The 18,906-nt window shown below is 35.7% G+C and carries 18 protein-coding genes and 2 pseudogenes; all 20 read right to left on the bottom strand.

Annotation, left to right across the window (positions count from 1 at the left end):
• Positions 1-8: 8 nt before the first annotated feature.
• On the bottom strand, positions 9-1,484 hold the full coding sequence (locus tag K6959_RS18970) for a hypothetical protein (protein ID WP_262421918.1): 1,476 nt from the start codon (positions 1,482-1,484) through the stop codon (positions 9-11).
• Positions 1,481-1,765: a hypothetical protein gene (locus tag K6959_RS07695; protein WP_223088085.1), complete on the bottom strand. Its 285-nt coding sequence runs from the start codon at positions 1,763-1,765 to the stop codon at positions 1,481-1,483. Before K6959_RS07695 ends, K6959_RS18970 begins: the two co-directional genes overlap by 4 nt.
• Entirely contained in the window at positions 1,762-2,073 is a 312-nt protein-coding gene (locus tag K6959_RS07690; protein ID WP_223088083.1) for a hypothetical protein, read from the bottom strand. Before K6959_RS07690 ends, K6959_RS07695 begins: the two co-directional genes overlap by 4 nt.
• A 23-nt stretch (positions 2,074-2,096) precedes the next feature.
• The gene (locus K6959_RS07685) at positions 2,097-2,321 is read right to left on the bottom strand and encodes a hypothetical protein (protein ID WP_223088082.1); all 225 of its coding nucleotides are present in this window, start codon (positions 2,319-2,321) and stop codon (positions 2,097-2,099) included.
• An 849-nt stretch (positions 2,322-3,170) separates the two neighbouring features.
• A pseudogene (locus tag K6959_RS07680) lies at positions 3,171-4,289 on the bottom strand (IS4 family transposase).
• Between the two features lie 582 nt (positions 4,290-4,871).
• A complete protein-coding gene (locus K6959_RS07675) occupies positions 4,872-5,156 on the bottom strand; it encodes a substrate-binding domain-containing protein (protein WP_262421972.1) in 285 nt (94 codons plus the stop codon).
• 23 nt (positions 5,157-5,179) lie between these two features.
• Complete coding sequence (locus K6959_RS18965) at positions 5,180-5,359, bottom strand: LysR substrate-binding domain-containing protein (protein WP_163240870.1); 180 nt, start codon at positions 5,357-5,359, stop codon at positions 5,180-5,182.
• Positions 5,360-5,415: 56 nt separating this feature from the next.
• Positions 5,416-5,502 (bottom strand): annotated as a pseudogene (locus tag K6959_RS19815) (hypothetical protein); the annotation flags it as partial.
• 54 nt (positions 5,503-5,556) lie between these two features.
• Positions 5,557-5,790, bottom strand: coding sequence for a LysR family transcriptional regulator (locus tag K6959_RS07660; RefSeq protein ID WP_163240866.1), 234 nt, complete (start codon positions 5,788-5,790; stop codon positions 5,557-5,559).
• A gap of 366 nt (positions 5,791-6,156) precedes the next feature.
• The gene (locus tag K6959_RS07655; protein WP_163240864.1) at positions 6,157-7,374 is read right to left on the bottom strand and encodes an acyl-CoA dehydrogenase family protein; all 1,218 of its coding nucleotides are present in this window, start codon (positions 7,372-7,374) and stop codon (positions 6,157-6,159) included.
• Between the two features lie 73 nt (positions 7,375-7,447).
• A complete protein-coding gene (locus K6959_RS07650; RefSeq protein ID WP_223088080.1) occupies positions 7,448-8,707 on the bottom strand; it encodes an acyl-CoA dehydrogenase family protein in 1,260 nt (419 codons plus the stop codon).
• A gap of 83 nt (positions 8,708-8,790) precedes the next feature.
• Positions 8,791-9,870, bottom strand: coding sequence for a dimethylsulfone monooxygenase SfnG (gene sfnG, locus K6959_RS07645; protein WP_163240859.1), 1,080 nt, complete (start codon positions 9,868-9,870; stop codon positions 8,791-8,793).
• Between the two features lie 103 nt (positions 9,871-9,973).
• A complete protein-coding gene (locus K6959_RS07640) occupies positions 9,974-10,948 on the bottom strand; it encodes an ATP-grasp domain-containing protein (protein ID WP_163240857.1) in 975 nt (324 codons plus the stop codon).
• Positions 10,914-12,005: an LLM class flavin-dependent oxidoreductase gene (locus K6959_RS07635; RefSeq protein ID WP_163240855.1), complete on the bottom strand. Its 1,092-nt coding sequence runs from the start codon at positions 12,003-12,005 to the stop codon at positions 10,914-10,916. Before K6959_RS07635 ends, K6959_RS07640 begins: the two co-directional genes overlap by 35 nt.
• A gap of 176 nt (positions 12,006-12,181) precedes the next feature.
• Entirely contained in the window at positions 12,182-13,567 is a 1,386-nt protein-coding gene (locus tag K6959_RS07630) for an LLM class flavin-dependent oxidoreductase (RefSeq protein ID WP_163240884.1), read from the bottom strand.
• Between the two features lie 366 nt (positions 13,568-13,933).
• Positions 13,934-14,131, bottom strand: a complete 198-nt coding sequence (locus tag K6959_RS07625) for a hypothetical protein (RefSeq protein ID WP_223088079.1) — start codon at positions 14,129-14,131, stop codon at positions 13,934-13,936.
• Positions 14,132-14,699: 568 nt separating this feature from the next.
• On the bottom strand, positions 14,700-15,803 hold the full coding sequence (locus K6959_RS07620; RefSeq protein WP_163240851.1) for a glycerol dehydrogenase: 1,104 nt from the start codon (positions 15,801-15,803) through the stop codon (positions 14,700-14,702).
• 546 nt (positions 15,804-16,349) lie between these two features.
• A complete protein-coding gene (locus K6959_RS07615; protein WP_223088077.1) occupies positions 16,350-17,885 on the bottom strand; it encodes an SMI1/KNR4 family protein in 1,536 nt (511 codons plus the stop codon).
• 217 nt (positions 17,886-18,102) lie between these two features.
• Positions 18,103-18,444, bottom strand: a complete 342-nt coding sequence (locus tag K6959_RS07610; protein ID WP_163240844.1) for a hypothetical protein — start codon at positions 18,442-18,444, stop codon at positions 18,103-18,105.
• Between the two features lie 37 nt (positions 18,445-18,481).
• Positions 18,482-18,772 carry a VanZ family protein gene (locus K6959_RS18960; protein WP_246234571.1) on the bottom strand — a complete coding sequence of 97 codons (291 nt, stop codon included), beginning with the start codon at positions 18,770-18,772 and terminating at the stop codon, positions 18,482-18,484.
• Positions 18,773-18,906: the final 134 nt, after the last annotated feature.

Below are 18,906 nucleotides of genomic sequence, written 5' to 3'. Positions count from 1 at the left end.
CCTTTCCATTAAAATTCTTCTAAATAGTTTGGATCAACAGGTCTACCAGGTGCATTTTTACTATAGCTTCCGCCATGCCACCCCTTTAAATGTTCCCTACTAGTTACAGGATAAATTAATTCTCCCCTATTACATATATGTGGGTAATTCATAGCATTGTAAGTATGATGTCCAATTATTGATTGCCCATTATATTGAGGTTTTTTTCCTTTTAAAATCTCTTGTATCTGTTCATTAGTCCAATCTCTTGTTGGAGGTTCTCCATCTAAAATCCTTTTCTTTTCTTGCTTCCAAAATTCATTAACCCCTACAGCTCTTCTTTTTGAAAATCTTTTATCCCATTGATATCTTTTATATTCTTCTTTTGTTACTGTACGATTTTCAATCTTTTCTTTTATTTTTTTCTGTTGACCCCTACTTAAAGATTTGTATGGTGTAAGCTTTGGTACTAAATCGAGTTCCACCTTCAGTACCCTTTGAGCAATAATTTCTTCACCTACTGCTACTTTCTTATTACCCAGAGCTTCTCCCGTCCCCCTACCTTCCTTACTCTTCACCGAAAACATTTGCGGACGAATCTCACCGAGCGGCTTTGTTCCCATTCCAACAATCGGCAGAGAAGAATAGCCTGTCGACAGTTGCTCTCGATAAAGTACAGGGACCTTCACCTTGCCCAATTCCGCTTTTGCTGCATTGATCTTTTCTTGGATAAATTCTTTGCTGTATGGTTTACTGTTGTTCACTTTCGGTGATTTTCCAGGACTCTTTACGCTAGAAAGACCTTTTACTCCTTTTAATAAGGTGCTTGGAATGAGAGACGGCAAGGCAGAACCAGTTGCATACATGATGCCTTCTTGTTCAACCGAATCGGTCACGACCTGTGCGACAGATTCCGCTGTACGAATAGGGTCTTGGATAAATTGTATCGCAGCCTGTGTGTATGTATCAATCGTTTGATCTGCCTTTTCTTTTAATTTAGGTGGTTCGATTACATCAGGAATAACACCTGATAATATCACTACACCTGCATCTTCCACAACGGTGACCAATCCCGTCACCATCCCGACGATTCCATTTGCCAGTCCCTTGATGAGATCGGTGACGCCTTCGGTTATATTTTCGACGACATCTCCTACTCCCTCAAAGAAGTTCGTATATTTCCCCTTCATTTTTGCGGCTCGATCATGGTACGCATCATCGACATTTTCAAATTTTTTTACTTTCATGTCGTATAGTTCCCACAGATCATCCATTTTGTTTTGAAGTTTGTTTCTAGTTGATTTAATGCTCGCTTGGATCTTTTCCATATTTCTTCTATTTATCTCGCTTGCTTTCTTTTCGGCATCGGTTGGATCATCAAACAAGCTTAAGATGGAAGAGGGTGTCTCGAAGCTTCGGTTTAATGCTTTCGTCACGTTTCTAGTGATGCCACTTTCTATTTGAGTGAGATTAATCCAAATATCATTACGGTCGACACGCATCATAGCGTTTCTCGCAATCGGGGAAATGTAAACAGTTGTGTCTGCCACATAATTTTCGAATAATGACAAAAGATCGTTGATTTGTGTTTCGTATTTTTCGATTTTTCCTGGGAACGATTGATCTTTTGATCCCATGCCTCGACACTTTTCCCCTGATTCGTTTGAATCGCTGTGGAAACTTGATCAAGCGAGTCTTTCATTTCTACAAGGGCATGCTTATACATATGAAGCTGTCCAATCATGTCATCTAAAATCCCATAATTTAATTGTAAGTCACGCTTCACGATCGATCGCCCCCAATTGCCTCTCCAAGTTCTTCATCTACTTGTTTCATGCTTTCTAGAAATGTTTTGCCAGCTTGATAGATTTCTTGGAGCTGTTTAATTAAATCTTGATTGACATCATTATTCATGTTATCGAGGAGGGCATCGACTTTGGCGATAAAATCGGAATGAAAGTTTTTTAAGCGATCCCTTGTGTTCGAGCGAAAGGTTGTCGTGTAGCTTGTAAACTCATTCATCCCAGTTTGTAATTGATTTAATGTTGTTTGAAGCTCTTCGAGATGTAATTTAATTTTTTGTGCTGATCCCATGAAAACCCTCCCTTCTTCACAAACTAGCGAAAGTGAACGGATTCTATTTTATTAATTAATTGAGTTAACTCCGTCACCATCTCATCCACGATCGCTCTCATCTCCTCTTCGACAGATGCATTTTCTAAATCCATATCTTCAAAGTTTTGCTTGATTTCATCAACGGCATCTTGTAAGTTGTTAATTATTCCAAAATCCCAACCGCCGTACAATAAGCGATGGCAAAAATCAGCCTCATATAATCCCACTACACTTCACCTACTTTTTGTTTCGCTGCCATTTCCTGTTGAAGCTTGTTCATATCATGATGAGAAAACTCAATAGAGTTCATGTCTTTTTTTAATTAATTGTTAACTTGTTCAGTCATCAAGCTAATCAACTCACTTTTTCTATTTATATTTCCTACATCAATCATAATGTTAAATTCATCCATTCTCCATACATCTATTTTCCTAGTTTTTTATGTATATTTTTAACTAATAAATACTTAAATAGAACTCTCAACTTACCAAAATGATATTATCCGGATATATAACTTTAAACATGAGCTCCTTGTTATTTAGAAGGGGATTTGATGGGGATATTCATTGTGGATGATTATCAACATTCGAAGAAACTTCCTTAAAATATTATGCAGTCAACAAAACAAAAACGATAATCTAGTATTATTTACTCTTACATATTTCGTTACGATCCTGTTAATTTCATACGATAGTTCGTCTCTAAATTTTTTTAAAAAAAAAAAGGCTAGCTCATTTCGGTCGCACAAATGTAAAAAAGCCGATTCATTCAGAAATCGACTTTTTTCGTTTCATAATAACCAATGTATTTGGTGCAATACACTCTAAAATTACACAGGTAAGTTAAAATAAGCTTAAAGCGTAAAAGTTGACTGCCTAGAACAGTCTCCGCCATTCATTGTTATGAATGGCTTTTTATTTTTATTTAAACTCACTAGCATTGCGTAAAATTAGTTAGAACTTTCTGTTAATATATTTCTTCGTTTTTGAACTAAAAAGACAAGACCTAAATAAAGGTGGCACTTTCCATTTGGTAACAATATACAGTTATCCCAGAGTTACAACAACAAGATTCTTTTACGGACTAGAGCGTTCATCAAACTTTCGTGTCCAAATATTAAGAAGGTTTCCAAATTGCTCTCTTTAACCAGCGAGTGATTCGAAGTAAAGATTTACTACTTTTCATCTCTAATTGAATGAGAACATTTAAGCAATAGGTGATAAGGGCTAAGAAAATTTGGTTTTGAATCGCGGTCTCACTCATACGATAAAAATGCTTAATTTCTACGTGCTGCTTCAGCCATTTGAAAAATAGTTCAATGGCCCAACGAGAACGATAAATATCACTGATTTCTTCAGCACTTAAATCAAAGCGATTCGTGATTAAACGAAGGAAGTTTCCTTTTGTATCCTTGACTTCAAGAAGACGAAAGACATTTTCTGTTCGATTTTGTATGCTACCGATGTAAACCCTTTTGTCGGATTGTACAGGGCAATCATCCGAAATTGAAAAAGAATGAACTTCACGAATGACTGCATTTTTTTCTTCAGTCGTGATACGAAAAAATAACCTTCATCGGTCATCCGATCAAATCGTTCATAATCCACATAGCCACGATCAAACACGTACATAGCTTCTTTATCATCTACCAGAACTTCAAGCTGATTTCGGTCATGTTCTTTTGCCGTTGTAATGACAGCTTTTTCTGAATAAACAGCATTTTTATCCATGAATACAAGTCGTAAATGTAGTTTTACACCTGCTTTTGTTTGACGAAACTTCGCCCATTGATAGTTAGTTAAGTTGAGTGGTAGAGTACTCGAATCAATGATTTTTAGTGGCATTCTCTTTTCACTTTTCATGTGATAATGTTGAATTTTCCACACTAAATCCAAGAACATATGAGAAAGAATGAGCGGATTGATATTATTGTTCTTTCGTGATAACTGAGATGCACTAATTGATTCAAATCCGAGTATTTTCTGAAGATCTTCGTCTAAAAGGGCATCACTGATTTCTTCTAAGCTCTCATATTCATGAAGCTGGGCAAAAAGCAAAAGCTTAATATAAGACTCCGTTGTAAACTTCTTTGTATAGTAGTCCTGTTTTTGTTCTTTAACAAGTTCAGAAAGCTTTTGAATATTTATTGGTGAAACCCATTTACCAAATGACATAATTAGTGTATTCTTGTCCATGAATGTATTCCTTTACATTTGGATTTGGACAGGAACCACCTGTACTTCCATTGTAAAGGATTTTTTTGTTTTACAATCACATTATTTTTAAAAATTCCTAGTATTTTAAATCATCTGAACATGTTAATGCAATGCTAGTGATAAGAAATAAATTAAAAATGAAGCCAATTTAACTTGGCTTCAAAATACAACTTTCCCCCTTCAACTGCAATGATTTGCTAATTAATAAAAGTTTTTTATCATCTTTCGTCGAAACTTGCCATACCTATCTTAAGATTGTAATTATCATAATCTTCGTTTTACAATTTTTCGATTTTGATGATTCGCACCAATTCTTTAAATTTAGGAACGATTGCAAAAACATCATTCAACACTGTTGATCTACTATGCGTTTAAGGACATCCTTATCCATAATATTTCACATATTATAGAAGGTAATATTTCCTATCACTTAACCCTTATTAAATCAAGAAATAACAATTTTAACACGGACGTTAAAATAATAATTTTGCTTCTTAGTTCTCACTTCTTTCCTATAAAAATTTCAATAATAAATGACATCCTTTTTGTTTTCTTTATATTTTAAAAATAATACTCATTCCCAATTGCATTAAATATGTTATGATCTAAACTCCGACGAATCGTTTCAATAAAATCCGCAATCACTTTATTGTTATATAAATGCTCTTCATTTGTTATCACTCCAACGGTAAATCCGCTTTTAAAATCCGCAATCGATTTGATAACTTTACCGTATGAAGATGGATGTACAGCTATTTTGGGCACAATGGCAATTCCTAATTCACTAACAACGTATTTTTCGAGTGCGCTGAAACTGTTTACTTCAATATGATATTGTAAATTGATACCTATCTGAAGTAAATGTCTTTCTAAATGTTGTCTAATTGGACAATGGGGGAAGTGATTAATAAACGATTACTTTGTAAGTCTTTTAAACTAAGATGTTCTTTTTGACTTAAAGGATGATGCTCTGACATATATAAAACAACTTCTTCATCAAATAATGGTTCAAAAATAAATGAATGCTGACTTTCAGGAGCTCTGTACATATTGCTAAATCTATCTCTCCATTTTGGAGCATTTCATGTAATTTATTTACTTGATGCATTAGAACTCTTATCCGAACCGTTGGATATTTTTCTGTAAATAATTGCAACACTATCGGAAAACGAAAGCTAGCGGCGGGCTCCATTACCCCAATCCTGATAACACCGGCTTCCTCATTTTTTAATGCTTCTATTGCACATTAAAGGCTGTCTAATTCCTTTAAAAGAAAGTCCCCTTTTTCATGTAATAACATCCCTGCTTCTGTTAATTTTAATTCCCTTCCTCTTTCAATTAACGTAATGCCTAAATCTACTTCCAAATTTTTAATGTGCGTTGTAATAGTAGATTGAGCATAATTTAATTTTTCAGCGGCGCGTTGGAAACTCCTACATTTTATAATAGTAAGGAAAGATTTTATTGCCTTTACATCCATCTATTTCACCATACATTTTTGTAAAACAGACTTTAATTTTTTTAAAAAATTAATATCATATTGTCATCTAATAATAACTACTTTATTTTTTCAATCCGATTGATAAATGAATCAATTCATCTTCAATGAAGAATATGAGTCCGTCATTTTGACTAACTGTCCAAGACTTTAGCTTAAAATACTAAGTATTGCTTCTTCATTATCTACTGTAAAGAAAATCATTCCATCGAATCCGTTTGCTTGTTTTTATACATTGTTGTTTTGAATAATTAGAAAAGAATGAATAGAATGCTTTGTTTACTTCTGTATGTTCATTTAAAAAGATCATTTCCGTAGGCTTTTTGTTCAAACTATCTACTTTTGCTTTTAAGATCCATTATTCCCCTCATTCCATAACTCCAATGGCAAGCCAACTAAATCTTTCCCTACTTGATCACGGGCAATATTATTTGATGGTGCCATCGGAATGCCTGCTCGTGCATCGCGATACAATCTTTCAAAAATTCCTTCTTGATAACCATAGCCACCTGCTACGTCCATTGCAATCCTTGCTGCAAAATCGGCTAACTCCGAGGTCTGAACCTTAAATTCAATTACTTCTATCGCCAATTCACTAAGAGATTTCCCTTCTGCTAGTAATTCATCGTGATGCCTTGCTAAATCTAACTGCCAGGCCTTTAATGCCGAGATTTGCATTTTAACTTCTGCTAGTTTTTGACGAATGACTTGATAGTCGGCAAGATTTTTATTGAAACCTTTATTCACAGCTTTCGTTACATGTTCAACAGCCGCATTTAACGCACCTTGTGCGACACCAAGCCATGCTGATGCCAAGCCGACTAAATAGATAGGATTAATTCCCTCATCCATAATTTCATTTCCTAATTTCTCATTGCCAATTAAATCACGCCGTTCTACTTTGACATTGCGATACGAAATTGGACCACTATGATTCCCCCGTACACCTAAAGCCTTCCATGGTTTTACTGAAATCCCCTTACTATGACCATCTACAATGAAGTAACTAACCCGACTAGGATCTGTTGTTTCGGGCGTTCTAGTTTGTAAAATATAAAAATCCGCTTGACCCCCACTAGTTGTAAAAGATTTTTCAGCATTAATAATATAATCCTGTTCCGCCCTTTCAGCTTGACTTAAATTAAACCAGACGTGACCCCTTGTTGCTTTTTCACTAATTGAAAAAGTTCCAATCGATCCTTCCCGAATCGGCAACAGCCACCTTTCTTTCTGATCATCATTTCCATAAAGATTTACTACTTGTGTTGCACCAATATGCATCGCATAAACTAAAGCTGTTGATGCATCTACCTTCCCGATTTCTTCAGCAGCAATTGAAAAACCTAAATATCCTAAATCTAAACCTCCCCATTTTTCAGGAAGAGTGACAGAATTCCATCCTTCTTTCGCAAGCGCTACTAGATTTTCTCGAGGAAACTTCCCTTCCTTGTCAATCATCTTCGCATTTGGCTTAATCATATTTTCTATAATCGGCGCAATGCTTGTTCGAATTTTCTCTACATAACTTCTTGAAAAAATATTTTTTTCTGTTACTACACTGTTCATCTCTTACCCCTCCAAATTTCATTTTAGGTTTATGAACGCCTACCGCCGTCACTCGCTTTATCGAGAATCGATCTTAAAAATAAACTTCTTGAATAGGAAGCTCTGTACCATTTACAACATAGTTTCCAATGGCACGCGCTTTATAAACCGTTGGATTGTGCGAAGCGATCGTTCTAATGTTGCGCCAATGACGATCAAGATGTGCCGATTGTTTTGTGGCTGATGCTCCTCCCACTTCAAAAAGAAGCGTGGAAGCTTTTAAAGCTAGTTTGTCAATCACGACTTTTGCCTGTGCTGCCTGAAGTGAAGCTTCATGACTTAGCCCATAATCAATAACACCGTCAACTGCTGAATTAACAGCAGCATCGAGTGCTTCTGCAGCTGTAAGTACGATTGCCTCTGCAGCAAAAGTAATGCTTGAAAGTTCTCCTATTACTTGTTGTAATTGTGGATCAGCAGCGGCTGTTTCAGCAGCTGCAAAGGTAAATGTTCGTCTCCGACTATGAACTAAATCCTTAGCATCGGTTACGACATTACGCAATATACCCGCAATAACAACATGTAAAAAGAGTTGCAAATGTGAATTAAACGGTGTATCAGTCTCCTGAGTGATTGTCACTTCCTCTTCATTTACAAAAACATTATTTAGAATAGTAGTGCCGCTTCCAGTCAATCGCTGTCCTATCCCATCCCAGTCATCCTTCATCATAACGCCTTCTCGATTCGTCGGAATGAGTGCGGAAACTGTTTCTCCTTTCCAATTTGAAGCTAAAACGTCAACCCAATCTGCAAACAAAGTACCTGTACCTGTACTAAAATACTTTGTACCATTTAATCGATAGCCCGAGCCATCAGGAGTTAAAGATGTGTCAAAAGTATAAGTTCCTACATTTCTTGCTGAAATTTCAGTAAACGCATTTCCGATTATTTCTCCTGCTGCAATTCTTTTTAACCATCTATCTTTCCGATCACTAACAGGGGCACGAAGAAATTGTTCTACTTGATAATAATGATAGCGAAGACTATGTGCCACATCGGGGGGGTCCGCTTCAGCTAATCGAATCAGTACATAGAATAATTCACGGATGCTAGCACCTCCGCCCCCCAGTTCAACGGGTAACCGAAGAGCACTTAATCTCGATTCCTTAATAAGTTCGATAGCATAATAAGGTCTTTCTTCTTTACCGCGTTCTCTACGTTGTTTTGCATTTTGCTCAATTGCTATCAACAGTTGCTCTAATTCTATAGATCCTACTTTTACGGGTTCTGAGAAGGTAGGTAATGTACCTGAATTTTTTTCTATCTGTTGTTTTACTTTATCTTTAACAGACATTTGATTTCACTCCATTTCAATAGATTTAATGTTAAATATATTCCACCATTTTACTGATCTTGGTGAAAATATTTTCATAGTGATTATTTTAAAACCTCTTCCAATTGTTGTTGCTCTTTCTCTCTTACTAAAGGAATCACCTTTTCTCCAAAAGCCTTTAAGTCTTCTTCATAATGTAAAAATCCTGTCAGAACAATATCTACACCGATTTTTTTCAATTCGACAATTCGATTAGCAACTTGCTTAGCTGTTCCGATAAGTCCTGTTTTAAAACCATCATTGTATTGTACTAAGTCTTCAAAAGTCGATTCAGACCACATTCCTTTTCCTTCGGGCGAAGATGATCCAGCTGCCTGGACAGAATCTCTAAATCCTTGAACCGCCTCTTCATTTGCGTTTGTCACAATATCTCGCAACACTTGTTTTGCTTCTTTTTCTGTATCCCGAACAATGACAAAGCTATTTACACCAAACTGAATGTCACCTGCACCATGCTTTTTTCTATATCCCCTTACTTCATTAATTTGTTCCTTTATCTCCTCTAATGAACCTCCATTCATTAAGTACACATCCGAAACACGACCCGCCATTTCCTTTGCAGCTCGGGAATTTCCACCTTGAAATATTTTCGGCGGATGAATCGGTTTTGGTTTTAAAGGTGCATCATTCAATCGATAGAAATCACCACGATAGTTCGCGATTTCTTTTGACCACAATTGACGAAGTACATTAATAAATTCCTCAGAACGACGGTAACGTTCATCATGATCCAACCACGGTTCACCGTAGCCATTAAACTCCCCTTTCAACCAACCACTAACAATGTTAATGGAAGCACGACCGTTACTAATGTGATCGATGGTTGAAATTATTTTAGCCATGACACCTGGATGCCATAATCCAGGTAATACTGCCGTAATAATGTTAATCTTCTCTGTTGATGCAGCTAGGGCAGAAGCAAGCGCTGAGGCTTCTAATTGATTTTCAGCTCCATAACTTGCAATGAAACGTGTTTGTAACAAAACATAATCAAAACCACTATTTTCAGCGATTTGAGCATAACGTTTATTATCCTCAAATGACCAACCGGTTTTCTGTTGTATATTTGAAATGACTAATCCCCCGCTCACATTAGGTGCCCAATAAGCAAATTGTAAACTCATACTATCTCCCCCTAACACTTATTAAAAAAGAGGTGCGCATGATATCCTTTGATGGAAAGGATTAACACGAACCTCTAGTGATCTAGTCAGTTTGTTTTTTTTCTCATTTATATGAATAATTCGTTTTTACAGTTGATGTCAACGTTTTTAACTGCTGTTCTAAAAACTTAGCAACTTCAAGCATGCCAAATTTTTTTACCGCAAATTCTGCATCCGCATTATAATTTGTGTTTGTATTAACATCGTACGTATAAAGCTCTCCGCGATCATTCCGTATAAACTCAATGCCCGCAATTTGAATGTCGTTTTGCTTTAGAAAAGATTCGTATTTTTCAATAATAGGTTCTTGAAAATCCTCTATAATTTTAAACTTTGGCTTTTTTGTAGGAAGTTTTTCTCCAACTGGACAAAACAGATCTTCAATTTGACAAGCCTCTGCAGGACACAATTCAAATCCTTCTGATGTATCTACTTGAACCGCATAAACAAATTTTCCACCTACAAATTCACAGCGAGTAATATATGGTTCAGGTGCTTGAATATATTCCTGAATTAAGGTTATCCCATCAATCGACAGTTCAAACCTTGGACTTTTTACGTATTCATTAAGCGCATCTATTGAATGAAATAGCTGTACCCCTAATCCTTTTCCTGCACGATTATGTTTTGTAATGAAAGAAGCAGCATCTAACCTTTTAGCAGCACGAATAATTTGCTCTTTACCTACAGCTGCTATTGTATTTGGTGTACGAATTCCAGCTGCTTCAAGAGCTGTATATTGATTGACCTTACTTACTTCAAGTCTGAGCGCACGACTGCCATTGATGATTTTTCGGTCATAATACTCCAACCAAGCTATGACAGCCTCAGTTAGTTCTGGAGCAAATGGATGTCCTCTCGTATGAGATGATGCGCTCATTCGACTATAAAAAATACCTTCTGGCGGACTGACAGTTAAATCTAAGATTCCTTCGTTAAGATGCCACTCTTCATATGGCAGGGCAAGCTCATCTAACCGCTTTGTCAAGTGAATCGTCCACTCATCATTTTCGTGAATGACATAAATTTTTCCCGTCATTTCGTAATCCCCTTTCAACGGAAGATTTTTCTTTTATAAGAGGAATGACATCCTTTGCAAAACGTTCCATTTCTTCTAGTTGTGGTGAAAACTGTAGAATAAGTAAATCCAAACCAACTTTTTCATATGCGTGAATCCGTTCAGCTATTTGAAGCGGTGTACCTATTAAATTAGGACGTAATCCTCGATTGGAAACGGAATAATCCATTAATGTTACTTGTTTCTCCAATTTTGATTTCGTTGTAAAATCTACAAACCCCGCATAACCTGACGCACTCTTTTTTACATTAGTAATTCGTTGTAGCTCTTGTTGTGCCTCCTTCTCCGAATCTCGGCAAATCACATAGGCAGCCATTCCAAACTGTTGGAAAGGTTCCTTTCCCGCATTCGCTCGACGTTCTTTCATATCCGCAATTTTCAAGGCTATTTCGTCTACCGTCCCCCCATGCATGACATACGCATCGCATTGATTAACAATTGCCTGTTTTCCTCGCTCGCTTTCACCCCCGGCATACAATGTCGGGTACGGATGCTGAATTGGTTTCGGTTCAAGATGTGCATTTTCAATTTGATAAAATTCACCATCATACCGGAAGGACTGTTGTGTCCAAAGTCCTTTTAATATTTCAATAAACTCTTCTGTTCGATCATAACGTTCGTTATGTTTTGTAAAAATGCCGCCATATTGCTTTGCCTCTTCTTCCCACCACGCAGATACGATATTTAACGTAAAACGACCGTTTGAAATATGATCAATATTTGCCGCCATTTTCGCTATAACAGCTGGATTATGAAATCCAGGGCGAATAGCCGTTAAAATCTCAATTTTTTCAGTCACTGCCGCTAAAGCTGAAGCGGTAGACCAAGCTTCAAGCGAATCGTGTTCAATTCCTTTAATATCGTTTAAATATAGCTCGGCAATTAGAGTCATGTCGAATCCCCACGCTTCAGCTGATTGAATCACATTTTTTGCATAATCGAATGTGGGAGGCATATGTTCCTCCTTTACATTTCGTAACCATCCTCCAAAAATCGGTAACCAAAATCCAAATTTCATTTTTGATGCCCACCTTAAACTTTTTCTATAAAATGTCGCTATAAATAAGAACGTGAAAAATCCACAAAAGTACTTCTTATTTCTTTGTCTTCAATCACTTTCCTTAATCTTCTAGCTCCTTGTCACCTAATCAATCTAAAAATCTTCTTTCATTCCTTTTCATGTATCGTTATCTTTTAGCTATTCGTTTGCAAGGAGAGGTTTTTTCGATATTGGCGACCTATATGATGATCAGGTAAATAATCATAACCAAATAGGTTGTTGCGGAACGTACCTTGTTCATATTCCGTTCGAACAAGTCCGCGTTTCTGCAATATTGGAACTACGTATTCAACAAATTCCTCAAAAGTACCGGGGCTTATTGCATAAGCAATATTAAAACCATCAACACCTGTTTCACGAATCCACTCTTCCATCAAATCAGCCACTTTTTCTGGTGTACCTACTGCGACTTGACCCATACCGCCAATACCAACAAAATCAGCTACTTCCTCAACTGTCCATTTTTTCCTCGGATCAATTTGTGTCAATGCCTCTAAACTTGAACGGATAGCATCATTTTCGACATATTTCAGCTCTTCATTAGGCTGGTAGGTTGAAAAATCAACTCCGCTCCATCCTCCGTACAATGCCAATGCCCCTTCATAGCTAGTATGAAGTTTATAATCTTGATATTTGTTATGTGCTTCTTCATCAGTCTTTCCTATAATTGGTGTTAATAAGGAGAGGACTTTTATTTCATTCGGGTTGCAGCCGACTAAGTTTGCTTCTTCTCGTAAAGATTGAACATAGTTTTTTGCAATTGTTACTGTTGGGGAGCTAATAAAAACAAGTTCTGCGTGTTTTGCTGCAAACTCCCTACCTCTTTTTGAAGCTCCAGCTTGAAAAATAACTGGCGTTCGTTGTGGTGATGGCTCACATAGATGTGCACCAGGAACACGATAATAGTTACCTTCATGTCGAATATCATGGACTTTCCTTGGATCTGCATAGAGCCTCCTTTCCTTATTTACGACAACCGCATCGTCTTCCCAACTCCCTTCCCACAATTTATAAACAACCTCCATATATTCATCTGCAATATCATAACGTTTATCGTGGCTTATTTGTTGTTCCAATCCAACATTTACAGCTCCGCTATTTAAATAAGATGTAACGACATTCCACCCGATACGTCCATTTGTTAAATGATCGAGCGTTGAAATTCGTCTTGCAAAAACATAAGGATGTTCAAAGCTTGTAGATGCCGTTAATCCAAAACCTAAGTGTTTTGTTACTTGTGCCATTATCGGTACAACAAATGCTGGATCATTAACAGGAATTTGAATTCCTTGGCGAACAGCTGCATCTCTTGAGCCGTCATATACATCATACGTTCCAAGTACATCCGCTAGAAAGATCGCATCAAAACATCCTTTTTCTAATACTTTTGCTAAGTGAATCCAGTATTCTGCATCTTTGTATGTGGAAGATTTGTCTTCTGGATGTGTCCATAATCCTGGTGACTGATGACCAGAACAATTCATCTCAAATGCATTTAAATAGATTCTTTTTTTCACCATCATCATTCCATCTCCTTTTCCAAAAAGTATTTTTCCTCTAATTGAAATCCAATTAGATATAAACAAAAGAGCCCTCACTTTATTAAACACATAAAGATGAGAGCCTCTAGTTGCCTAGTCAGCTTTATTCATTTGTTAACCTTTCAACTCGAATGAATAGCTTTTTTTATCGCCTATAAAATAATTATTTTAAAACAATTATATATTACTTTTCATATATAATTACTTGGATTTATTATAAGACGTTTTATATTGTTTGTAAAATTAAAATAATTGAATATTCATTTAAACTATTTGAACAACCTCATGTTTAATGTCACGACTCACCGGTTATGACCTTTCCTATCCAGATCATTGTAACAACAATTATGATACTGGATGTTTATATTGTGCTACAAAAGCGGAAAGCTTTGTGACAAGTTTACCCTTCCCAAATTTTAATGATTTAGATTCTGGATTATACTCAGCTCCTGCTACATGTTTGAGGAACTGTAAAATAAGTATACGCCGCTTATACAAATCAATTACTTCATTTGTATATAACCAACAATCTATCGTATTCAATACACCACGATTAATTCTGAAATGTTCATTACACCACTTATAAAAGTATAAATCAGGATAATGAAGGCAATCAAAAGTGGCTAATTTTGTCTCACTAGATTTTTGTAATTCTCTTTTCTTATATATTTCCCCCCTCTCTATTCTCCTTCTATTCAGTAATAGCGGATGTAGTTTACTTCATATAACTCATATTTCATATTCGTTTACTTGGAATTAGTATACTATGTTTCCTTCATTTTGTGAAATGAAACTTTTAAATTTGCAAATTATAAATTGATTCGGACAGGTGCAGTAACTAAGTTAGACAGAAAAGATAGATGTAAGCAGGTGTCATCCCCTGTTCATCTATCCTTTCCTTTTACTATTTTCTTGCTTTTAGTAACATCTTTTCTGAAATCAATTTTTTTCGGTTGAAAATGCTCCCCATTATTCACGGTTTTACAATTTTATCAAAGCGGAAAACACTTTCAGTCCTTCTCATGTTAAATATATACTTGCCCCTTCAATCAATGTAACGATTGTTAATTCTTTCGTCGGCGAAACTTTGCCGCCTATCTAAATGAATATTTTAATCATGATAATATTCAGCTAATGCATTTGCCGCAATGATTGCTTGGTACACATCGTCAGGAGTTACGGGGTGTGGCATGTTCCCCATTGTATCTCCTTCAGCACACGCATCTTCCGCTACTTTTCTCCATTCTTCCTCTCTAAATTTATCGAGACCTAAATCGTTTAATGTTAGAGGCAGACCAACTTTTTTAATAAATTCAATAACTGTTTCAAGCTCCTCTTTTGGTGCATTTTCTAAAACAAGCTGTGTTAATAAACCGAATACGACTTTTTCACCGTGTTGCGCCTTGTGGAGAGATGGAACGGCAGTCATTCCGTTATGGATCGCATGTGCGGCAGCTAAGCCACCCGCTTCAGCACCGACACCACTTAAATAAATTGTTGCTTCGATTGTATTTTCAACAGCTGGAGTAGAAATTCCATGATCTACTGCAATTTTAGCTTGATGACCATATTTTAAAATTGTGTCATAGCACATTTTCGATAAACCTAACCCAGCAAGTGAAGGTTTCATATTCGCTAAGTTATCACCGTTTTTGTGATAACATGCGCGTGCTTCGAAATATGTAGCAAGGGCATCGCCAATTCCAGCAACAAAAAAGCGAGTCGGGGCAGCTGCTAATATATTTGTATCCGCTAATACTACATCTGGATTCGCCGGCAAAAATAAGTAACGATCAAATGAACCATCTGAATTGTATATAACTGCAAGTGCTGTACAGGGTGCATCTGTTGAAGCGATAGTTGGGAAAATGACCACTGGTAAATGTTCATAATAGGCAGTTGCTTTAGCTGTATCTAACGTTTTTCCTCCACCAATACCAACGATTACATTTGCACCTGTTTTTCTAATTGCTTCACGGTGTCGATCAATTTCTTCTTGTGTAATTTGATAATTAAATTGAACAAATTCACTTTTATGACCAGCATCTTCAAATGATTTTTCCGCTTCTTTTTTTGCACGTTCAAGGATAAATTCATCACAAATAACATAAGCATCATCACCAAATGTTTTTGTATACGTTGATAGATCTCCTAATAAATTTTGACCAATGATAAATTTTTTCGGTGATGTTACTGATTTTACTGGTTTAGTCATCGCAAACAATCTCCTTTTATATAGATTTCACGAAATAGTATCTGCTTTAATTTACATTTACATGTAATTTAACATGTGAATTTAGCTTAAAGATGTCAGTTTAATTTCTAGTAGCTGCTTAACATATTTGTGAAAGATAAAATTTACATCAAAAAACCGCAACTGATGATGAACTGCGGTTTTTTAGGAAATACGCGATGGTCGCCACTATTTCTTCATGCCATTATTTTTTAGAACTGAGTCTTTTGGTACTTGTGATCATATAGAAATAAGCTAAACATATCAACTGAAGACGATGCTGTATTCAGCAAGATTAAAAGTTTTAATGCTGTTGTTAAGCCTAATACTAAAGGTAAAAAATTGAAAGTATAATAAAATGGGCTACTGTAATAAGGACGTACCTTTTTAAGCGAAAAATGTTAGTCTATATCCTATAAGTTTAAGAAAATAGACGATCACTTTATCATGTTCATCTATTAATATTAGGGGTGGTTTTTTAAAAAATAGATAATAAGACCTATTAAAACAACCGAATTAACATTATATTCAATATTTTCTTAAATAATGAAGCCATATTTCTTTTTCCTCTTCTGATGTTTCTCCAACAAGCTGTGAAAAATCTATTTTTTGAATAAATAAATCTTTTAACAAATAAAATTGTGCAAAAGAGCCTGTAAATGTAGTTAAAGATTTTGAAGAGGCAATGCTTTCAAGATTGCCAATTGTCGAACCTTCTAACGTTAATTTCGTTAAACGGCTTAGTTTTACTATCGTTGAAGCATCTTTAATTACTGAATTTGTAAATGTTAATTGTTGCAGCGCATTGTTTTTACGTAAAAAATCTACATGTTGTAAAGTGGCGTTTTCGATTTTCAATGACTTTAATGTTTTTAAATTTCCTAATAACGCTAAAACTTCTTCCGTCACGTTTTCTAATCTTTGTATGTGCAGCTCCTTTAAAGCAGCAATGTTTACAATAGCTTCAAGTTGCTTTATATGAGAAATCGCACACGTCAATGTTTCTAGCTTTTTACACTCGGATAAAGGCGAATAATCAGCAATTTTAGTATGAGCAATATTTAATATTTTTAACGCTGATAAAACAGTAAGCGGCTGGATATTAGTCACATTTGTTTTTTCAAGATTTAAAAATTGCAAATGTTTCAAGTATGCAATTGGTTTTAAGTCCGTTACAGGGTTGTTGCAAAGATATAAATTTTTCAGAGAAGTTATTGCTTTTAACGGTGATAAATTATTAATGTAGTTGCCGCTTAAAACCAACTCCCTTACATCTGTACATATTGTGAGCGGTGTAATATGCGTCAGCTCTTTACCCATTAAAAGTAAATTTTTCTTTTGTGTAAATGATTGTGGATTTACCGCCATTTCGTTTACAATCGAAACCCAGTCATTATCTAATTGCTCGAACCACCCATCGGCATCTGCACTATTTTTTTCTATCGGATGTAGAACAGGCAGTTCCATCGTACGAATGGCATCTAAAAAGTGGAGCTGTTCAATCGATCCATAGCTCCAACTTACATCGCCTTCTTGTTCGTCGATCGTGTAAGTGCCATCTTTAAGTGTATTTGTGATAAATGTGAGGAAATCGCTTAGATGATACGCAATGACGTATTTTACTTCTTCATCGGCACCAAAATTAATGACTTGCCCTCTTTTTCCGCATTCATCAGGATCAAGATCAATTCCGAGATGATTTCCCCCAAAGTCTGTACTGATCGGGATCCAATAACGGTTCGCGTATTTTTCTTTAATCCACAATTGCGGTACTGAGTAGGCATCAATCGTATTTAGTTCTTCATCCTCCTCTAAGCCCACCCAACATTTCCATTCTGTCAGCATTTCATCCAACGAAAGAAAAGGAAGTCCAAAAAATAATCCCGGCCCCGATTGTTTCTCGCCATTATGTGTCAGATAAAGAGCACGCAAGTCTTCTGGAAAGGTTACGTTCATTTCCTTCTCAACTGCCTTAATTTTGTCCTCAGACGCAGGTGGATTTAAAAACGGCTGAAAATGTATCTTTAATTGTTCTTGTAATTTTTTTATAACTGAAGTGATCATTTCTTTTTCTCCTTTTTGTCAGCTCATTTTTCTTATTTAGTATTTTAACGATAAACTAAAACATATCAGACTTCAATGTCACTTAAATCTTTGGGCTAATATTTAAATCTTTCTAGTATCTCATTCCAAACTTCTTTTAATCAGTAATCAAAAAAAGCATATTCCGCTAAAATCGAAATAAGCTTTTGTAAAGTAAGCTATTAATCATTAGTTTTTTCTATTTGTCCGCTTGTTTGAAGTCTTTCATCTTTAAAGGAATGAGGTAAGGAAGATGCTCGCAAAGAAATTTCACCATTTTCTCTGGCTGTTTTAAGCGATTCAATTCTAGTATGAGAGGACAATCCTTATGCTCTTCCTCCCGCCAATCTTCATCAACAAAATTAAATCCAAGTCTCATTTCTTCTGAATCAGATAGCATGACTTTATTATAAATGCCCCAATAGCTACTATCATGTTTTGCAAACTGAATGTGCAGCAAGTTTTCTAAATCATTTGTAACAGCGTCAAGATCGTCGATCGTAACTCCTAGTTTTATATATTTATTATTCATAAAAAACACCGTTTACCTTCCTTTAAAAATTTTTAATCTTATAAACTTACATATATTGCGAGAGTTTCTTTCTGCTATTCATGAATAGTTTGGTTGGTATGTACCCTAAAACTCCTCCAAGCGTATTTAAAATTAAATCATCAACATCAAAACTTCCAAAATGAAATACAAGCTGAACAATTTCAAATGTTAGACTTAAACAAAATGTTGCTAGTAAAACAACTTTAAGCCGGCGGAATTTTTTTGACAGAAGCGGAAGCATTAAGCCAAAAGGTGCAAAACCTATTACGTTTCCAACTATATTCTCAATCCGAATGTTTAAATTAATATCAGCCAAAAATAAATAATAAGTAATCGTTTTAAAAGGGATAAAGTTGTGGTAATACTACTGATTTTGTTCATATGTAAAATTAAAACGGCTCATAATTTCGGTTAGAGGAAGATGTTTAAATAAAATGAGTTTTGTCAAAA

Origin of the sequence: Bacillus aquiflavi (assembly GCF_019915265.1) — a bacterium.
In the GTDB taxonomy this organism is placed as follows: domain Bacteria; phylum Bacillota; class Bacilli; order Bacillales; family Cytobacillaceae; genus Bacillus_BT; species Bacillus_BT aquiflavi.
Note: the sequence above shows the minus strand (reverse complement) of the source record. Positions and strands in the feature narration are given on the sequence as shown.

Coding starts and splice junctions, on each gene's coding strand:
- K6959_RS07615 (WP_223088077.1), bottom strand. CDS start 17,885: ATGATCACTTCAGTTATAAAAAAATTACAAGAACAATTAAAGATACAT.
- sfnG (WP_163240859.1), bottom strand. CDS start 9,870: ATGAGTTTACAATTTGCTTATTGGGCACCTAATGTGAGCGGGGGATTA.
- K6959_RS07660 (WP_163240866.1), bottom strand. CDS start 5,790: ATGGATGTAAAGGCAATAAAATCTTTCCTTACTATTATAAAATGTAGG.
- K6959_RS07630 (WP_163240884.1), bottom strand. CDS start 13,567: ATGGTGAAAAAAAGAATCTATTTAAATGCATTTGAGATGAATTGTTCT.
- K6959_RS07635 (WP_163240855.1), bottom strand. CDS start 12,005: ATGAAATTTGGATTTTGGTTACCGATTTTTGGAGGATGGTTACGAAAT.
- K6959_RS18970 (WP_262421918.1), bottom strand. CDS start 1,484: ATGATGCGTGTCGACCGTAATGATATTTGGATTAATCTCACTCAAATA.
- K6959_RS07620 (WP_163240851.1), bottom strand. CDS start 15,803: ATGACTAAACCAGTAAAATCAGTAACATCACCGAAAAAATTTATCATT.
- K6959_RS07655 (WP_163240864.1), bottom strand. CDS start 7,374: ATGAACAGTGTAGTAACAGAAAAAAATATTTTTTCAAGAAGTTATGTA.
- K6959_RS07690 (WP_223088083.1), bottom strand. CDS start 2,073: ATGGGATCAGCACAAAAAATTAAATTACATCTCGAAGAGCTTCAAACA.
- K6959_RS07640 (WP_163240857.1), bottom strand. CDS start 10,948: ATGACGGGAAAAATTTATGTCATTCACGAAAATGATGAGTGGACGATT.
- K6959_RS18965 (WP_163240870.1), bottom strand. CDS start 5,359: ATGTACAGAGCTCCTGAAAGTCAGCATTCATTTATTTTTGAACCATTA.
- K6959_RS07650 (WP_223088080.1), bottom strand. CDS start 8,707: ATGTCTGTTAAAGATAAAGTAAAACAACAGATAGAAAAAAATTCAGGT.